This is a genomic window from Klebsiella sp. JB_Kp004 (genome assembly GCF_040065795.1).
GTDB lineage: Bacteria > Pseudomonadota > Gammaproteobacteria > Enterobacterales > Enterobacteriaceae > Klebsiella > Klebsiella quasipneumoniae.
The window spans coordinates 19,118-35,827 of sequence record NZ_JBEAKW010000045.1; the positions used below are offsets into that span (position 1 = coordinate 19,118).

A 16,710-nucleotide genomic window follows, 5' to 3' on the forward strand; every position below is an offset into this window, starting at 1 on the left:
ACCTATGCCTGTTTTTGCTCTACTCGCCCTTGTCGCCTACTCTGTCAGCCTCGCGCTGATTATCCCCGGCTTGCTGCAAAAAAACAGCAGCTGGCGGCGAATGGCGATTTTATCAGCGACTATCGCGTTGATCTGCCATGCTTTTGCGCTGGAAGCACGGATATTTCCCGGCGGCGAGAGCGGGCAAAACCTCAGCTTACTGAACGTCGGGTCGCTGGTGAGCCTGATGATCTGTACGGTAATGACTATCGTGGCCTCGCGCAATCGCGGCTGGCTGCTGCTGCCTATCGTCTATGCCTTCGCGCTGATCAATCTGGCCTTCGCCACCTTCGTGCCTAACGAATATATCACCCACCTGGAAACCACCCCGGGGATGCTGGTGCATATCGGCCTGTCGCTCTTCTCCTACGCCACGCTGATCATTGCCGCGCTGTATGCGCTACAGCTGGCGTGGATCGACTACCAGTTAAAGAACAAAAAGCTGGCCTTCAGTAGCGAAATGCCGCCGCTGATGAGCATTGAGCGCAAAATGTTCCACATCACCCAGGTCGGCGTGGTGCTGCTGACCCTGACGCTGTGTAGCGGTCTGTTCTATATGCACAATCTGTTCAGCAGCGAAAACATTGATAAAGCGGTGCTGTCGATTATTGCGTGGTTCGTCTATATCGTCCTGCTGTGGGGCCACTATCATGAAGGGTGGCGCGGACGTCGTGTGGTCTGGTTCAGCGTCGCTGGCGCCGGTCTGCTGACGCTGGCCTATTTTGGTAGCCGCGTGCTGCAACAGTTCGTGAGCTAAGTCTTTTAAGGAATCCTACGTGGAACATATCTCCACCACCACGCTGATCATAACGCTGATCGTCATGGTGATTATCTCTGCCTATTTCTCCGGCTCCGAAACCGGCATGATGACGCTGAACCGCTACCGGCTGCGTCATATGGCGAAACAAGGCAACCGCCCCGCCAAGCGCGTGGAGAAGCTGCTGCGCAAGCCGGACCGCCTGATTAGCCTTGTGCTCATCGGCAATAACCTCGTCAACATTCTCGCCTCGGCGCTGGGCACCATCGTCGGCATGCGCCTCTATGGCGATGCCGGCGTCGCGATCGCCACCGGCGTGCTCACCTTTGTGGTGCTGGTGTTTGCCGAAGTCCTGCCGAAAACCATCGCCGCCCTTTATCCGGAAAAGGTCGCCTACCCCAGCAGCTTCCTGTTGGCGCCCCTGCAGGTGCTGATGATGCCCCTGGTGTGGCTGCTGAATACCATCACCCGCATGCTGATGCGCATGATGGGCATCCGCACCGATACCGTCATCAGCAGCGCCCTGAGTAAAGATGAACTGCGCACGATTGTGAATGAATCCCGTTCACAAATCTCACGACGCAATCAGGATATGCTGCTGTCGGTGCTGGACCTGGAGAAAGTCAGCGTTAACGACATCATGGTGCCGCGCAATGAGATTGTCGGCATCGACATCAATGACGACTGGAAATCTATCGTCCGCCAGCTGACCCACTCCCCACACGGCCGCATTGTGCTCTACCGCGATTCGCTGGACGATGCCATCAGCATGCTGCGCGTCCGCGAAGCCTACCGCCTGATGACGGAGAAGAAAGAGTTCACAAAAGAGATCATGCTGCGGGCGGCAGATGAGATCTACTTTGTTCCGGAAGGGACGCCGCTCAGCACCCAGCTGGTGAAATTTCAGCGCAATAAAAAGAAAGTCGGCCTGGTGGTTAATGAATACGGCGATATTCAGGGGCTGGTTACTGTAGAAGATATTCTTGAAGAGATTGTCGGCGACTTCACCACCTCCATGTCACCCACCCTGGCGGAGGAAGTGACCCCGCTCAACGACGGTACGGTGATAATCGACGGCAGCGCCAACGTTCGCGAGATCAACAAAGCGTTCAACTGGAACCTGCCGGAAGATGAAGCGCGCACCATCAACGGTATCATCCTTGAAGCGCTGGAAGAGATCCCGGTCCCGGGCACCCGCGTGCGCATTGAGCAGTATGATATTGATATCCTCGACGTGCAGGACAACATGATCAAACAGGTGAAAGTGATGCCGGTGAAATCATTACGCGAGAGCGTCGCGGAGTAGCGCGAGCGAAGGAATTAACATCACGGTGGGCTGCGGCCCGCCGTTTTTTTTCTCGCGCCGGGAGCGATGGCATAAAAAACGGCCGCCCGCGGGCAGCCGTTGAGCAAGGCAGCAAACGTTATTTCGCTTTTGCTACCGTCACCATCGCGGCGCGAATGGTGCGGCCGTTCAGGGTGTAACCTTTCTGCATCACGGCCAGCACGTTGCCCGCCGCCACGTCTTCAGACTCGACCATCGCAATGGCCTGGTGGACGTTCGGATCCAGCGGAACGTTGGTGTCGGCGATCACTTCCACGCCAAACTTACGCACTACGTCCAGCATAGATTTGAGGGTCAGTTCGATCCCTTCCACCATCGGCGCCAGCTCCGGGTTAGCCTTGTCGGCCACTTCCAGCGCGCGGTCCAGGCTGTCGATCACCGGCAGCAGTTCATTGACGAATTTTTCCAGCGCGAATTTGTGCGCTTTCTCGATATCCTGCTCGGTACGACGACGCAGGTTATCTTCGTCGGCTTTGGCACGCAGCATCACTTCACGTTCACGTTTCTGCGCTTCAGCCAGCTGGGCTTCCAGATTCGCAATTTTTTCATCGCGCGGATCCACCTGCTCAGCCGAAACTTCAGGCTCTACCGCCTCAACGTCGTCGTGCTGCTCCGTGATAATTTCTTCCGGGGCTTGCCCCTCAGGCGTTTTCTGTTCTTTACTACTCATGAATTTCTCCGCGTTTTTTTCGCATTCATCTCGCTAACTTCGCTTATTATGGGGATCAGTTTCCGGGTTTCAAGGGAAGCGGACAGATTGTCACTATTTCATTTAACGCAAGGACATCCAGATCATGAAGAACCATTTCAAGTGTATCGGCATTGTGGGACATCCTCGTCACCCCACCGCCCTGACCACACATGAAATGCTCTGGCGCTGGCTGTGCAGCAAAGGGTATGAAGTGCTGGTTGAACAGCAGATCGCCCATGAACTCCAGCTCAGCAACGTGAAAACCGGCACGCTGGCGGAGATTGGCCAACAGGCCGACCTCGCGGTGGTGGTAGGCGGTGACGGCAATATGCTCGGCGCGGCGCGAACTCTGGCCCGTTATGACATTAACGTCATCGGCATTAACCGCGGCAACCTCGGCTTTCTCACCGACCTGGACCCGGACAACGCCCTGCAGCAGCTCGCCGACGTGCTGGAAGGCCACTACATCGCGGAGAAGCGCTTTCTGCTGGAGGCCCAGGTGTGCCAGCAGGATTGCCAGAAACGCATCAGCACCGCCATCAACGAAGTGGTGCTGCACCCCGGCAAAGTGGCGCATATGATTGAGTTCGAAGTCTATATCGATGAAGTCTTTGCCTTCTCCCAGCGCTCCGACGGCCTGATTATCTCCACTCCGACCGGCTCCACGGCCTATTCGCTGTCGGCCGGCGGCCCGATCCTCACCCCGTCGCTGGACGCCATCACCCTGGTGCCGATGTTCCCGCACACCCTCTCGGCGCGACCGCTGGTGATCAACGGCGACAGCACCATCCGCCTGCGCTTCTCTCACCGCTGCAGCGATCTGGAGATCAGCTGCGACAGCCAGATTGCTCTGCCGATTCAGGATGGCGAAGACGTTCTCATTCGCCGCTGTGATTACCACCTCAATCTGATTCATCCTAAAGATTACAGCTATTTCAATACATTAAGCACCAAGCTCGGCTGGTCGAAAAAATTGTTCTGATTTACATCGCTGCCTCTTTACTGGATAAAAAACCAGTCTATACTGTACGAAAACACAGTATTGGTTTTTCATACAGGAAGGCAGCTATGTTGGCGCAACTCACCATCAGTAATTTTGCTATCGTTCGTGAACTGGAAATTGATTTCCACAGCGGTATGACCGCCATCACCGGGGAAACCGGCGCCGGGAAATCCATTGCCATCGACGCGCTGGGGCTGTGCCTCGGCGGCAGAGCGGAAGCCGACATGGTGCGTCGCGGCGCCACCCGTGCCGACCTGTGCGCGCGCTTCGCGCTGAAAGATACCCCGGCCGCCCAGCGCTGGCTGGAAGAGAACCAGCTGGAGAGCGGGCGTGAGTGTTTACTTCGCCGGGTGATCAGCGCCGACGGCCGCTCGCGCGGCTTCATCAACGGCACCGCCGTCCCGCTCTCGCAGCTGCGCGAGCTGGGCCAGCTGCTGATCCAGATCCACGGCCAGCATGCGCACCAGCTGTTGACCAAACCCGAACACCAGAAAACGCTGCTCGACGGCTATACCGGTGAGTATGCGCTCACTCAGCGCATGGCAGAGCACTATCGCCAGTGGCACCAGAGCTGCCGCGAGCTGGCTCAGCATCAGCAGCAGAGCCAGGAGCGCGCCGCCCGCGCCGATCTGCTGCAGTACCAGCTTAAAGAGCTGAACGAATTTAACCCGCTGGCGGGAGAGTTTGAGCAGATTGACGAAGAGTACAAACGCCTGGCCAACAGCGGTCAGCTGCTCAGCACCTGTCAGCACGCCCTGACGGTACTGGCAGACGGCGAAGAAGCCAACCTGCAGAGCCAGCTTTATACCGCGAAGCAGCTGGTCAGCGAGCTGGTGGGTATGGACAGCAAGCTTTCCGGCGTGCTGGATATGCTGGAAGAGGCGGCCATTCAGCTCAGCGAGGCCAGCGATGAGCTGCGCCACTATCACGACCGTCTGGACCTCGATCCTAATCGACTGTTCGAACTTGAGCAGCGGATTTCCCGGCAAATCGCGCTGGCGCGTAAACACCAGGTGATGCCGGAAGAGCTGCCGGCGGTTTATCAGGCGATGCTCGAAGAGCAGCGCCTGCTGGACGACAGCGCCGGCTCGCTGGAATCCCTCAGCCAGCAGGTGGTCGAACATCATCAGCTGGCGCTGGAGACCGCGCGCCAGCTGCACGCCCTGCGCCAGGCCAGCGCCGACGAGCTGACCCAGCTTATCACCGAGAGTATGCACTCACTTTCGATGCCACACGGGGTCTTCGCGATTGAGGTCGCTTTTGATGAACGCCATCTCACCGCCGACGGCGCCGATCATATTGAGTTCCGCGTCACCACTAACCCGGGGCAGCCGCTGCAGCCGATCGCGAAAGTGGCCTCTGGCGGTGAATTGTCGCGTATTGCGCTGGCGATTCAGGTGATCACCGCGCGTAAAATGGAAACCCCGGCGCTGATCTTCGACGAAGTGGACGTCGGCATCAGCGGCCCTACCGCGGCGGTGGTCGGCAAGCTGCTGCGCCAACTGGGCGAGTCCACGCAGGTGATGTGCGTTACCCACCTGCCGCAGGTCGCAGGCTGCGGCCACCATCATTTCTTTGTCTGCAAAGAGACCGATGGCGAGATGACCGAAACCCATATGCAGCCGCTGGATAAGCGTGCTCGTCTGCAGGAGCTGGCTCGCCTGCTGGGCGGCAGCGAGGTCACGCGCAACACCCTGGCGAACGCGAAAGAGTTGCTTGCGGCGTAAACTTTTTGATTTTCACAGGGTCATAGTGAACAGCAAATTGCCTGCTGACCGCAGCCGGAGGTTTCCATCGGCGCGAAGGTCTATTATTATCGGCATATTACAGATGAGCCACGTACTGCTCGGGCCCAAAAAGGAATCAAATCACTATGCGCTGTAAAACGCTGACTGCTGCCGCAGCGGTTCTTCTTATGTTGACCGCAGGCTGTTCCACTCTGGAACGAGTGGTTTACCGTCCTGACATCAACCAGGGTAACTATCTGGCACCTAACGATGTAGCAAAAATTCGTGTCGGTATGACGCAACAGCAGGTTGCTTATGCTCTCGGAACGCCAATGATGTCGGATCCGTTCGGCACCAACACCTGGTTCTATGTATTCCGTCAGGAGCCGGGCCACGAGAAAGTGACTCAGCAGACCCTGACCCTGACCTTCAACAATGGCGGCGTGTTAACCAACATTGATAACAAGCCCGCGCTGACCAGTCAGTAAGGCCCGGAAAAGCAAAAAGCGCTCAATGAGCGCTTTTTTTATGGCCGATAGCGGGTCTGCTGCTGCCGGTTACTTCGCGGCGTTTTTCTCCGCCCGCTGGCGACGCAGCTCTTTCGGATCTGCGATCAGCGGGCGATAGATTTCCACCCGGTCGCCGTCATGGACTTCGTCGTGCAGCTTAACCGGACGACTGTAAATACCCAGCTTGTTTTTCGCCAGATCGATGTCATCACGCAGCGCCAGCAGGCCGCTGGCGATAATCGCCTGCTCGACCGTCGCCCCCTCGTCCAGAGTGACCCGCTGCAGGTACTGCTTTTCAGGCAGTGCGTAAGCGACCTCAACACGAATATTAGCTGGCACTGTAGACCTCTTTGGCGCGCGAAGTGAACGCCTGCACCATGTTGGCGGCCAGTTCCTTAAAGACCCGGCCAAAGGCCATCTCAATCAGCTTATTGGTAAACTCAAAATCGAGATGGAACTCGATTTTGCACGCCTCCGGGCTCAGCGGAATAAACTTCCAGCCGCCAATCAGCTTCTTGAACGGGCCATCCACCAGGCTCATCAAAATACTCTGGTTGCTGGTCAGTGTATTCCGGGTCGTGAAGGTCTTACTGATGCCGGCTTTGGACACATCAACCGCCGCCGTCATTTGCGTCGGCCCGAATTCCAGCACGCGGCTACCGGTGCAGCCTGGCAGAAAATCAGGATAGGACTTCACATCGTTTACCAGTTGATACATCTGTTCCGCGCTGAAAGGCACCAGCGCAGTACGGCTAATCTGAGGCATAGCAGGTTCCACATTTAAACACAGTGCAAATAATATCATTTATCTGCTGCTAAAAAAAACGCTGTGCCGCAACTCGTGCTAAGATGCGCAGTACACCTCGCAGGATGCGATCGAGGTAACTGTGTATAAGACGATGACTTCAGGACATTATGACTAAGAAAAAAGCCCACAAACCTGGATCAGCCACCATTGCGCTGAATAAACGCGCCCGTCACGAATACTTTATCGAAGATGAATACGAGGCTGGTCTCGCCCTGCAGGGCTGGGAAGTCAAATCCCTGCGTGCAGGCAAAGCCAACATCGGCGATAGCTATGTCATCCTGAAGGATGGCGAAGCCTTCCTGTTCGGCGCCAACTTTACGCCCATGGCCGTGGCTTCCACCCACTATGTCTGCGACCCGACGCGTACCCGTAAGCTGCTGCTCAACCAGCGCGAACTCGACACGCTGTACGGCCGCATTAACCGCGAAGGTTACACCGTTGTCGCCCTGTCGCTGTACTGGAAGAATGCCTGGTGCAAAGTGAAAATCGGCGTCGCCAAAGGTAAGAAACAGCATGACAAGCGTACCGATCTGAAAGATCGTGAATGGGCGCTGGATAAGGCGCGTATTATGAAGCACGCCGGACGCTAACCCCCTCCCCTGAGGGCCAGCTCTCGCTGGCCCTTACGTTATATCCTTGTTGATGCTGCTTTTTCGTCCACCCCTGCTGAAAGAATCCTGCGTTATGGGGCTGGTAACGACATTCACAAATCTGTTATACTTGACCTACACATTGGGGCTGATTCTGGATTCGACGGGATTTGCGAAACCCAAGGTGCATGCCGAGGGGCGGTTGGCCTCGTAAAAAGCCGCAAAAAATAGTCGCAAACGACGAAAACTACGCTTTAGCAGCTTAATAACCTGCTCTGAGCCCTCTCTCCCTAGCTTCCGCTCTTAAGACGGGGATCAAAGAGAGGTCAAACCCAAAAGAGATCGCGTGGATGCCCTGCCTGGGGTTGAAGCGTTAAATCTAATCAGGCTAGTTTGTTAGTGGCGTGTCTGTCCGCAGCTGGCAAGCGAATGTAAAGACTGACTAAGCATGTAGTGCCGAGGATGTAGGAATTTCGGACGCGGGTTCAACTCCCGCCAGCTCCACCAAAATTCTCCATCGGTGATTACCAGAGTCATCCGATGAAGTCCTAAGAGCCCGCACGGTGCAAGCCCTGCGGGCTTTTTTGTGCCTGTTGTTGTTCGAGAACATCCGGCTAAATCCTGTGATTATTGGTATACGATTTCACAAAGGAGTGTCTGTCGATCACGGCTGCTTTCGGTATTTCAGGTGTTCAGGTCACGCATATTCTGGACAGCATCGCACTATTTCGGGGCTACCCGGCGACAATAAGAACCGATCAGGGCCCGGAATTTACCTGCAGCGAACTGGAACAATGGGACTTTGAACATAGTGTTGAGTTACGCTTAATCCAGCCGGGCAAGCCAACTCAGAACGGATTTATTAAGAGTTTCAACGGTCGCTTTCGGGATGAATACCTGAATGAGAGCTGGTTCAGCGAAGTTCTTCATGCCCGGAAAATTATTCATGGCTGGCGGCATGACTATAACGAGTCCAGTCCTCATTCATCGCTGAATTACCAGACGCCAGCTGAATTTGCAGCAGGCTGGCGAAACAGGAAACATGAAGAAAAATCAACCTGAAGGTTATATCTAATACTGGAGGCAGATCAATAAAACGAAACACCAGCAGGCAGATGATTTCCCAGATAAAAGCAACAGCCATTCAGGTTACAGCCTGGAATTGCGATTATTTATCCCCAGAGATATCTATAGATTTAATTTTTTCAATAGCAACAACATTTCCAGACATCGCTTCATTGAGAACTTGTACAGCAGAACTAGCATCGCGGTTCTTAATGGACATGTAGACCTTAATATGAGCCTCCACGCTCTCAAGAGTAATACCCAGTGCACGGTTGAGCTCTTCAAGATAATAGTAATAGATATCTTTAATTGAACTCATAACATTGTAAAAGACACTATTATGAGAGGCCTTGACAATTGCCAGATGGAACTCGTAATCCGCTTCTGAATACTTTTTATAGTCACCCTTGTTGATCAGCATATTGTTCAATGCTTCTTCGAGCTGACGAATATCGTCTTCGGTAGCGTTCAAGACCGCGAGTTCCACACATTTAAATTCCACGGTTTGGCGGAAAATCATCATATCGTGAAATTCTTCGCGACTCAGGTGCATGATTGGGCGGGGCTCGTTACTCAACATGTGTGGAGTGAAGTTTTCGCTCACGTAGCTGCCGCTACCCTGCCGTGTCACCACTATCCCAAGATCACGAAAACGCTGTACCGCACTACGTACACTGACACGGCTAACGTTAAATGAGGCAGTTAGCTCCGCTTCCGAAGGTAAACGACTACCTGGCGCCCAGCTGCCGTCCAGCAGCTTGCTGCAGATCTGATCATAAATTTCATTTACAACATTTTGTTTTTGAATGGATTTTATGCTCAAGATGGGTATCCGTTAAGATGTCGCTGAAGTAATTTATTGTATAACACTTCACTTTTAAGAACAAAGCGCCCGGCTGGGCGCTTTTCACCGTTAATCGAAACGAATGAGCACCTTAGCAGAGACATTTTTGTCTGTGGCGGTAATCAATGCGTCTTCAATTTGCTGGGGCGGGAACTCGGCGCTGATAAGCGGGCGAGGATCGACGCGACCATCCTCCAGCCAGCGTACCGCGGTGATGAACTCACCGATAAAACGGAATGACCCGACCCAATTGAGTTCTTTAACCAGCATCGGAGACACTGGCCAGCTTACCGGGCTGGCGCCCATCCCCACCTGAACGATGGTGCCTGCAGGGCGGGTGAAATCGACGGTGGATGTCACGGCAATCGGCGCGCCAGAGGCCTCAAACACGACATCAAAATAGCCTTTATGCTGCTGATAATAGACAACCTGTTCTTCAACCCGCGGATCCATCACCGCAGTGGCCCCCATCTGGCGAGCCAGTTCCAGGCAGCGTGGGCTGAGATCGGAAGCCACCACTTCAGATGCTCCTGCACTGCGCGCCGCCGCGACGATCAGACAACCAATGGGGCCTGCGCCAATCACCAGTACGCGTTTGCCGGTCAACTGGCCCGCCTTTTTTACTGCATGAATAGCGACCGCCAGCGGTTCCGAAAAGGCCATCACGTTTGCAGGCACGCGCCTATCGTAAGGAATACATTGCTCCGGTTTTACCACCACGTATTCAGAAAAACCGCCATTCACATGTGGATTGAACTGCGCGCTGCCCATAAAGCACATGGAGCCGCACAGATTTTGATGGCCGGAAAGGCACATCTCGCACTGATTGCAGGGGCTGGACGGGTTCACAGCAACCGTCTGGCCAACTTTCAGCTCGCTGCCTGCTGGCACTTTGCTGATCACGCCAACAAACTCATGGCCAATCACCATCGGATGCTTGAGGACAGACATCCCCGCGCGGCCATGCTGATAGTAGTGGATATCAGAGCCACAGATGCCGCCGCAAGCGACCTTCACGACGACATCATGTTCATCATGCTCGATTTCACGTGATTCAAAGCGTACGTCTTTTTCCGCATGGGCCAGACAAGCGTTACAGGTTATTTTTCCCATTTTGATGATGACCTCATTATTTGTTGGCAGTTGCCGGATTAATGGTATTCTTATCCACGGTGTCGGCATTCTTTTTTTCAGGCAGGATCACTTCAATCTTTCCCACCAAAAATATGTAGGCTAATAAGCCCAGTCCGGCGACGCCTGCGATATACCACATAGCGTACTGGAAGTTTTGCGTGCGCTGGAGAATAACCCCAATAACAATTGGACTAACGATCCCAGAAAGGTTCCCGCAAATATTTAAAAAGCCGCCCATCGTGCCGAGGAAATTACGAGGAATCACATCACTCCAGACCACCCAACCCAGGTTTGAAAAGGCGTTAGCAAAGAACGCAACAGACAGAATGATAATCGCAATAACCGGCTGGTTTTCAAAGAAATTGACCAGACCGATAATCATGGTGACGCATAGGCCAGCCATAACGGGTAATTTTCGTGCCAACGTTCGGGATTTTCCTTTTTTCAGCAGCATGTCGCTTAGCGTACCGCCACAAAGCACCCCCAGCATCGCCATAATATAGGGCAGCATAGCACCCACCCCGGCTTTTGAAATAGAGAGATGCAGCCCTTTTTCCAGGTAAACAATAAACCAGGTCAGGAAAAAATAGAGTGTAGACGAGCAGGCAAACTGGGTGATGAACAGGCCCCAAATCGTTTTTTTGCTGAGGAAGAACTTAATATCTTGCCAGCTAATTTTTGCACTCACGGAGGACTGGTTCGCCGAACCATAGCCGCCGCCTGCTTTAATATAATCCAGTTCTGCCTGGTTCACAGCGGTGCTGTGCTGTGGATCGCGGTAATACATAAGCCAGTAGATGCCAAACAGAATCCCGGCGCCCCCGGACAGATAAAACGACATTTCCCAACCGTAATTAGCCACAATAAAGGCGAGGGCAGGTGTCAGCAGCGCGAGACCAAGGTATTGTGCACTGGAATAAATCGCGGTCGCACGGGCTCGCTCATGGTCTGGGAACCAGGTTGCGATTATTTTCGTGTTAGACGGGAAGGACGGTGCTTCGGCAACACCAATTAATGCGCGGCAGGCCAGAAGCATGGCAAATGAAGCGGTTGCCGTCGCGAATAAATGGTGTGAGGCGAACCCCATCATAAAGGTAAAAATACTCCACAGAATAATTGCACCACCGTAAAGAATACGTGAGCCAATGCGATCAAGGACATAGCCGACAGGAATTTGACTGGCGGCGTAGGCCCAGGTAAACATGGAGAAAAGCAAACCCAGTTGTGTTGGCGTCAGACTGAAATCATTCTGGATATTCGAACCAGCAACGGCAAGATTGGCGCGATCCATATAATTAATTGCAGTCACAATAAACAGCAATGTGAGAATAAAGAGTCGTTGTCTTGAAGCCTTCATAATGATACCTGTGTTATATCGGCATGCATTGGGGTGAACACATGCCATCAGTTTTAAAGGCGAGTAGGTAGAGTACGGGCTGCTTATAACACGGCGAGCCAGCCACCATCGACGTAAATAATCTGCCCGTTGATATAATCGGATGCTCTGGATGATAAGAAGACGGCCGTGCCGATAAGCTCATCCGGACGACCCCAGCGCTGAGAGGGGTTGCTGCTTTTCACCCAGGCGTCGAACTGTTTGTCTTCGATAAGTGCAGTGTTCATATCCGTCAGAATGTAGCCCGGCCCAATGGCGTTGGTCTGGATATTAAACTGTGCCCATTCTGCGGCCATCGAGCAGGTGAGCATTTTGATACCGCCTTTTGCCGCCGTGTACGGGGCAACGGTCGGTCGTGCAGCCTGGCTGGTAAGCGAGCCAATATTAATGATTTTGCCGCCACTGTTACGGGCCATCATCCGTTTTGCCGCCGCGCGGGACACCAGAAATGCGCTGGTCAGGTTAGTGTCGATCACCTTCTGCCAGTTTTCCAGCTCCAGTTCGACCATCGGTTTACGGTACTGAATACCGGCGTTATTGATCAGGATATCCACACTGATCCCTTCTGCATCGAGTTTGCTAAAAGCCGCCTCAATCGCCTGTTCATCGGTGACGTCAAAAGCCACGCCTTGTGCGTCGTAACCCTTGCTTGTCAGTGTATCCACGGATTCGGCCAGCAGTGTGTCGCGAATATCATTCAGGATGACCCGTGCGCCTGCAGCGGCAAGGCCCTCTGCGTAGGCAAAGCCCAGTCCGCGTGCAGAACCCGTCACCAGCGCCGTTTTCCCGGTTAAATCAAATAAAGCGTTCATGTTGATTCCTCATTCGTTTAATTTGTATGACGACTGTCTTTTTTAAGGTTGAATTTTCGTCCTGACAAAATCAACAGTTCACCTATGAATTTGCAACAAGGATCACAAACAGCTCCACTTCGCGATCATGTTATTAACATTAAGTGATTGAATTATAAGTATTTGCTTAATTTTAATTGAACGCAATTTGATCGCTATCACAGAATGGCACTCTAAGCGATCCTTTGTAAAAGAAGCGTGATATAACAGCACTAAGTTGTAGGACAACTTACAAATATGCACCATGTCATCCACAACGGTATGACATGCGGTAAATTCGCTGAGTTGAGGAGAGAAAGTGAGTAACCTGAAAATCACTAACGTGAAAACGATTCTGACGGCGCCGGGCGGCATTGATTTGGCGGTCGTTAAGATAGAAACCAATGAGCCGGGGCTGTATGGGCTGGGATGCGCGACCTTTACGCAGCGTATCTTCGCGGTAAAAAACGCGATCGATGAGTACATGGCGCCTTTTCTGATTGGCAAAGATCCGACCCGTATTGAGGACATCTGGCAGTCAGGCGCGGTGAGCGGTTACTGGCGCAATGGCCCGATCATGAACAATGCATTGTCCGGCGTGGACATGGCGCTGTGGGATATCAAAGGTAAGCTGGCGGGGATGCCGGTTTATGATCTGCTGGGCGGCAAATGCCGTGATGGGATCCCATTGTACTGTCACACTGACGGTGGCGATGAAGTTGAAGTGGAAGATAACATCCGCGCCAGAATGGAAGAAGGCTACCAGTACGTTCGCTGCCAGATGGGAATGTATGGTGGTGCGGGGACCGATGACCTCAAACTGATCGCCACGCAGCTGGCACGTGCGAAGAACATTCAGCCGAAACGTTCACCGCGCAGCAAAACGCCTGGCATCTACTTTGACCCGGATGCCTACGCCAAAAGCGTTCCGCGTCTGTTCGACCACCTGCGTAACAAGCTCGGTTTTGGCATCGAATTTATTCATGATGTCCATGAGCGCGTCACCCCGGTGGCCGCCATTAACCTTGCAAAGACAGTGGAACAATATCAATTGTTTTATCTCGAAGACCCAGTCGCACCGGAAAATATCGACTGGTTGAAAATGCTGCGCCAGCAGTCTTCCACGCCAATATCCATGGGCGAACTGTTTGTCAATGTTAATGAGTGGAAGCCGCTCATCGACAACAAACTGATCGACTACATTCGTTGTCATGTGAGCACCATCGGCGGTATCACGCCGGCGAAGAAACTCGCTGTCTATAGCGAACTGAACGGCGTGCGTACCGCGTGGCACGGTCCTGGTGATATTTCACCAGTCGGGGTCTGCGCCAATATGCATCTGGATCTGAGTTCACCGAACTTCGGCATTCAGGAATACACGCCCATGAACGACGCGCTGCGTGATGTCTTCCCGGGTTGCCCGGAGATTGACCTCGGCTATGCCTACCTGAACGATAAGCCTGGCTTGGGTATCGACATTGATGAAGCCGAGGCGGCGAAATACCCGTGCGAGGGGGGGATCCCTTCCTGGACAATGGCGCGCACACCTGACGGCACGGCTTCAAGACCGTAAATAATAAAGACCCGGCTTAAATCTGCCGGGTCTTTATTAGAGCTAGCCACTCACAATAATGAGTCCGACGAATCACCATAAAAATCCAACGCATAAATACGCCTTTCCCTATCAATACCGTCACCACTCTTTTTGCGCCTTCCCTTCTAAGCAACCTATAAACATCCCCAACAGAATTGATCTACTCCTGCACTAATTACGCCGCTACCAGCCCATCGGTGATTACCAGAGTCATCCGATGAAGTCCTAAGAGCCCGCACGGCGCAAGCCCTGCGGGCTTTTTTGTTACCTGTGAGGTCATATTCTCGGTATAAATCTCGAGCATCATCTATGCTTGTTTTGCACTACGATGCCATAACGTAAAAAATCATGGTGCAAAAACATGTCTACCCCATTGAAATCACAAGCCAATGCCGAGTATCGACTACGCAATGGCGACGGTCTGGCGTTGTTGATTAAGCCATTCGGCAGATAGATCTGGTATTTCAGATACACTCCCCCGACGCTGAAAAAAGGGCCACCATCAGCATTGGCCCCTACCCCGCTTCGTGCCAAATGCCAACGCTGCAGCCATAATGTCACCATTGGGTGATGAAACAGATGACGACTGATGGTTATCTTCGTCAGGTACGTGATGGTTCTAAAGACAAAGAAAGGCGAATTATGGGCAGATTTCAAGGTAAACGCATCCTTATCACTGGCGGTACCAGCGGTATGGGATTTGCAGGCGCACTGCGCATTGTTAGTGAGGGCGGCAATGTTGCCATTACGGGCCTCAATGATGAAAGGCTGAAGCGCGCCCGTAGTCTACTGCCTGAATCATCTCTCATTCTGAAGAACGATGCAGCCAGCGAAGCCGATATAAGCGTTCTTCAGGCAGCGATAAGCGACTGGGGTTCACTCGACGGACTATGGCTTAATGCTGGCTTCGCAGAAGTAGGTGCTCCGGAATCGGTGACAGCGGATGCTTTTAACCGCATGATGAATGCTAACGTCCGCGGCCCGATGCTGCAGCTTGCCGCTCTTTCTGGATCCCTCAATTCAGGCGCATCTGTTCTTGTCACCTCATCTTCATCTGTATATGAAGGTGCGGCAATGACCAGCCTCTATGCAGCAACGAAAGGCGCAGTTGTCGCAATGGTTAAAAGCTGGGCCTCTGCCCTGGCTGTGCGGGGTATTCGCGCCAATACGCTGGTACCGGGTCCGATCGAAACGAACTTTAGACATTTCATGCCGGAAGAGTCGCGTCAGCAGTTTGAAGATTTTGTTGTCAGCCAGGTCCCCCTCGGCCGGGCAGGAACCGCGGAAGAAGCATCTGCTGTCGCACTTTTCCTGCTTTCTGATGATGCATCCTATGTCACCGGCAGTCAGTACGCGGTAGATGGCGGGCTGGTGCATTACTAGATATGGCAACACCGGCATCATTTCCTGATACAGATCCTCAAACCCCCACTGTAGAAGTGGGGAAAATAACGGCCCCTGCATACATCAATAAACAATCCGTTACTCCAGAATCGTCCATTTTTCGCTTAAAACAGCCCGGCAACATCCGAACGCAACGAACAGATTCAATGTGCAATATCTCCCGTTACCCAGACAGCCCATCAAACCGGGAAACACCAAAATGATTCATTTGAAAGGATAAACGTGGTATTCAGGCATGGCGGGCGCGTGAAGAATCACTGACTGTTGATGCAGCGATGACATATCAGGCCAGCGACAGCAGTGTTATGTCCCTACCGCAATCTCAACTGGGCGGGGCGTTTATTCGGATGAGAAGGACTCACTCGGGGAGGGAGGCAATAATGGCAGATTCAGAACGCGATAAACCAGCTGCGTTGTCATTAAACATCGGCAGTAAAATAAGACGACTACGGCAGTCCCGGGGGATTTCGTTAAACGATCTGTCTAAATTGTCAGGGGTTTCAAAGGGAGCGTTATCCAAACTGGAATCAGGATCTTCCAGTCCCCGAGTTGATACGCTGGACGCTATCGCCACCGCGTTACGTTTACCGGTCGGTGATTTGCTAAGCGGCAGCAGGATGTATCCCCGCTTTGAAAAATATCGCCCTGTGCCGGGCGAGTATTCGCAAATGATGAAATTCCGCATCGGCCCCGGCAATACCTCCGAGATATGGTTGCTGCAAATGGAACCGCTGGTCACCATACACAGCCCCGGACATTCAGAGGGGGCGCATGAACATATTCTGGTCCACAGCGGAACTCTGCGCCTGCGCTTGAGCCAGTATGAAGTCGTCACCCTGGAGCCCGGGGATTTTTATGCCTTCTCTGCGGAGATTGCGCATACGTACAGCGCAACGGAAACGGCGGTTAGTGCGACGGTGGTGATGACTCACCTCGAGCCCGGTTAACTCCGCCGCACCATTATCGGACCTGGA

At 53.2% G+C, this 16,710-nt stretch carries 16 protein-coding genes, 1 other RNA gene and 1 pseudogene; 11 read left to right on the top strand and 7 right to left on the bottom strand.

Annotated features, from left to right (window positions below; genetic code table 11):
• The first annotated feature begins 4 nt into the window (after positions 1 to 4).
• On the top strand, positions 5 to 796 hold the full coding sequence (locus ABLX76_RS19785; protein WP_002914153.1) for an inner membrane protein YpjD: 792 nt from the start codon (positions 5 to 7) through the stop codon (positions 794 to 796).
• 19 nt (positions 797 to 815) lie between these two features.
• Positions 816 to 2,102: an HlyC/CorC family transporter gene (locus ABLX76_RS19790; RefSeq protein WP_023290690.1), complete on the top strand. Its 1,287-nt coding sequence runs from the start codon at positions 816 to 818 to the stop codon at positions 2,100 to 2,102.
• Between the two features lie 118 nt (positions 2,103 to 2,220).
• Here ABLX76_RS19790 and grpE read toward each other — a convergent pair whose 3' ends face one another.
• Positions 2,221 to 2,811: a nucleotide exchange factor GrpE gene (gene grpE / locus ABLX76_RS19795; protein WP_004174800.1), complete on the bottom strand. Its 591-nt coding sequence runs from the start codon at positions 2,809 to 2,811 to the stop codon at positions 2,221 to 2,223.
• A gap of 124 nt (positions 2,812 to 2,935) precedes the next feature.
• Between grpE and nadK the strand changes: the two genes are divergently transcribed.
• The 3 genes from nadK to bamE all read left to right on the top strand — a co-directional run bounded on the left by nadK (position 2,936) and on the right by bamE (position 6,050).
• Positions 2,936 to 3,814, top strand: coding sequence for an NAD(+) kinase (nadK, locus tag ABLX76_RS19800; protein ID WP_002914158.1), 879 nt, complete (start codon positions 2,936 to 2,938; stop codon positions 3,812 to 3,814).
• Positions 3,815 to 3,900: 86 nt separating this feature from the next.
• A complete protein-coding gene (recN, locus tag ABLX76_RS19805) occupies positions 3,901 to 5,562 on the top strand; it encodes a DNA repair protein RecN (RefSeq protein ID WP_004206849.1) in 1,662 nt (553 codons plus the stop codon).
• 146 nt (positions 5,563 to 5,708) lie between these two features.
• Positions 5,709 to 6,050, top strand: a complete 342-nt coding sequence (gene bamE, locus ABLX76_RS19810) for an outer membrane protein assembly factor BamE (protein WP_004206850.1) — start codon at positions 5,709 to 5,711, stop codon at positions 6,048 to 6,050.
• 69 nt (positions 6,051 to 6,119) lie between these two features.
• Here bamE and ABLX76_RS19815 read toward each other — a convergent pair whose 3' ends face one another.
• Both ABLX76_RS19815 and ABLX76_RS19820 read right to left on the bottom strand, forming a co-directional pair.
• Complete coding sequence (locus ABLX76_RS19815; protein WP_004206851.1) at positions 6,120 to 6,410, bottom strand: RnfH family protein; 291 nt, start codon at positions 6,408 to 6,410, stop codon at positions 6,120 to 6,122.
• Complete coding sequence (locus ABLX76_RS19820) at positions 6,400 to 6,837, bottom strand: type II toxin-antitoxin system RatA family toxin (RefSeq protein WP_008806099.1); 438 nt, start codon at positions 6,835 to 6,837, stop codon at positions 6,400 to 6,402. The genes ABLX76_RS19815 and ABLX76_RS19820 overlap by 11 nt, the downstream gene beginning before the upstream one ends.
• Positions 6,838 to 6,986: 149 nt before the next feature.
• Between ABLX76_RS19820 and smpB the strand changes: the two genes are divergently transcribed.
• From smpB to ABLX76_RS19835, 3 genes and pseudogenes are all read left to right on the top strand, one after another.
• Positions 6,987 to 7,469 (top strand): SsrA-binding protein SmpB, encoded by a 483-nt coding sequence (gene smpB, locus ABLX76_RS19825; protein ID WP_002914164.1) that lies wholly within the window; start codon positions 6,987 to 6,989, stop codon positions 7,467 to 7,469.
• Between the two features lie 144 nt (positions 7,470 to 7,613).
• Positions 7,614 to 7,976: a transfer-messenger RNA gene (gene ssrA, locus ABLX76_RS19830) on the top strand.
• 132 nt (positions 7,977 to 8,108) lie between these two features.
• Positions 8,109 to 8,531 (top strand): annotated as a pseudogene (locus ABLX76_RS19835) (integrase core domain-containing protein); the annotation flags it as partial.
• Between the two features lie 106 nt (positions 8,532 to 8,637).
• On the opposite strand, the gene ABLX76_RS19840 reads toward ABLX76_RS19835, so the two are convergent.
• The 4 genes from ABLX76_RS19840 to ABLX76_RS19855 all read right to left on the bottom strand — a co-directional run bounded on the left by ABLX76_RS19840 (position 8,638) and on the right by ABLX76_RS19855 (position 12,720).
• Positions 8,638 to 9,357, bottom strand: coding sequence for a FadR/GntR family transcriptional regulator (locus ABLX76_RS19840; protein ID WP_048325388.1), 720 nt, complete (start codon positions 9,355 to 9,357; stop codon positions 8,638 to 8,640).
• 90 nt (positions 9,358 to 9,447) lie between these two features.
• Positions 9,448 to 10,491, bottom strand: coding sequence for an L-idonate 5-dehydrogenase (gene idnD / locus ABLX76_RS19845; RefSeq protein WP_064839457.1), 1,044 nt, complete (start codon positions 10,489 to 10,491; stop codon positions 9,448 to 9,450).
• Between the two features lie 16 nt (positions 10,492 to 10,507).
• Positions 10,508 to 11,869: an MFS transporter gene (locus ABLX76_RS19850; RefSeq protein ID WP_064157700.1), complete on the bottom strand. Its 1,362-nt coding sequence runs from the start codon at positions 11,867 to 11,869 to the stop codon at positions 10,508 to 10,510.
• A gap of 83 nt (positions 11,870 to 11,952) precedes the next feature.
• Positions 11,953 to 12,720, bottom strand: a complete 768-nt coding sequence (locus ABLX76_RS19855) for an SDR family oxidoreductase (RefSeq protein WP_048325394.1) — start codon at positions 12,718 to 12,720, stop codon at positions 11,953 to 11,955.
• Between the two features lie 337 nt (positions 12,721 to 13,057).
• Here ABLX76_RS19855 and ABLX76_RS19860 point away from each other — a divergent pair, with 337 nt between their 5' ends.
• From ABLX76_RS19860 to ABLX76_RS19870, 3 genes are all read left to right on the top strand, one after another.
• Positions 13,058 to 14,311, top strand: coding sequence for an enolase C-terminal domain-like protein (locus tag ABLX76_RS19860; protein WP_065883347.1), 1,254 nt, complete (start codon positions 13,058 to 13,060; stop codon positions 14,309 to 14,311).
• Between the two features lie 663 nt (positions 14,312 to 14,974).
• Positions 14,975 to 15,715, top strand: a complete 741-nt coding sequence (locus ABLX76_RS19865) for an SDR family oxidoreductase (RefSeq protein ID WP_023290695.1) — start codon at positions 14,975 to 14,977, stop codon at positions 15,713 to 15,715.
• Positions 15,716 to 16,116: 401 nt separating this feature from the next.
• A complete protein-coding gene (locus ABLX76_RS19870; RefSeq protein WP_241515784.1) occupies positions 16,117 to 16,683 on the top strand; it encodes an XRE family transcriptional regulator in 567 nt (188 codons plus the stop codon).
• The last annotated feature ends 27 nt before the right edge of the window (positions 16,684 to 16,710 follow it).

Coding starts and splice junctions, on each gene's coding strand:
- ABLX76_RS19785 (WP_002914153.1), top strand. CDS start 5: ATGCCTGTTTTTGCTCTACTCGCCCTTGTCGCCTACTCTGTCAGCCTC.
- grpE (WP_004174800.1), bottom strand. CDS start 2,811: ATGAGTAGTAAAGAACAGAAAACGCCTGAGGGGCAAGCCCCGGAAGAA.
- nadK (WP_002914158.1), top strand. CDS start 2,936: ATGAAGAACCATTTCAAGTGTATCGGCATTGTGGGACATCCTCGTCAC.
- recN (WP_004206849.1), top strand. CDS start 3,901: ATGTTGGCGCAACTCACCATCAGTAATTTTGCTATCGTTCGTGAACTG.
- bamE (WP_004206850.1), top strand. CDS start 5,709: ATGCGCTGTAAAACGCTGACTGCTGCCGCAGCGGTTCTTCTTATGTTG.
- ABLX76_RS19820 (WP_008806099.1), bottom strand. CDS start 6,837: ATGCCTCAGATTAGCCGTACTGCGCTGGTGCCTTTCAGCGCGGAACAG.
- smpB (WP_002914164.1), top strand. CDS start 6,987: ATGACTAAGAAAAAAGCCCACAAACCTGGATCAGCCACCATTGCGCTG.
- idnD (WP_064839457.1), bottom strand. CDS start 10,491: ATGGGAAAAATAACCTGTAACGCTTGTCTGGCCCATGCGGAAAAAGAC.
- ABLX76_RS19850 (WP_064157700.1), bottom strand. CDS start 11,869: ATGAAGGCTTCAAGACAACGACTCTTTATTCTCACATTGCTGTTTATT.
- ABLX76_RS19855 (WP_048325394.1), bottom strand. CDS start 12,720: ATGAACGCTTTATTTGATTTAACCGGGAAAACGGCGCTGGTGACGGGT.
- ABLX76_RS19865 (WP_023290695.1), top strand. CDS start 14,975: ATGGGCAGATTTCAAGGTAAACGCATCCTTATCACTGGCGGTACCAGC.
- ABLX76_RS19870 (WP_241515784.1), top strand. CDS start 16,117: ATGGCAGATTCAGAACGCGATAAACCAGCTGCGTTGTCATTAAACATC.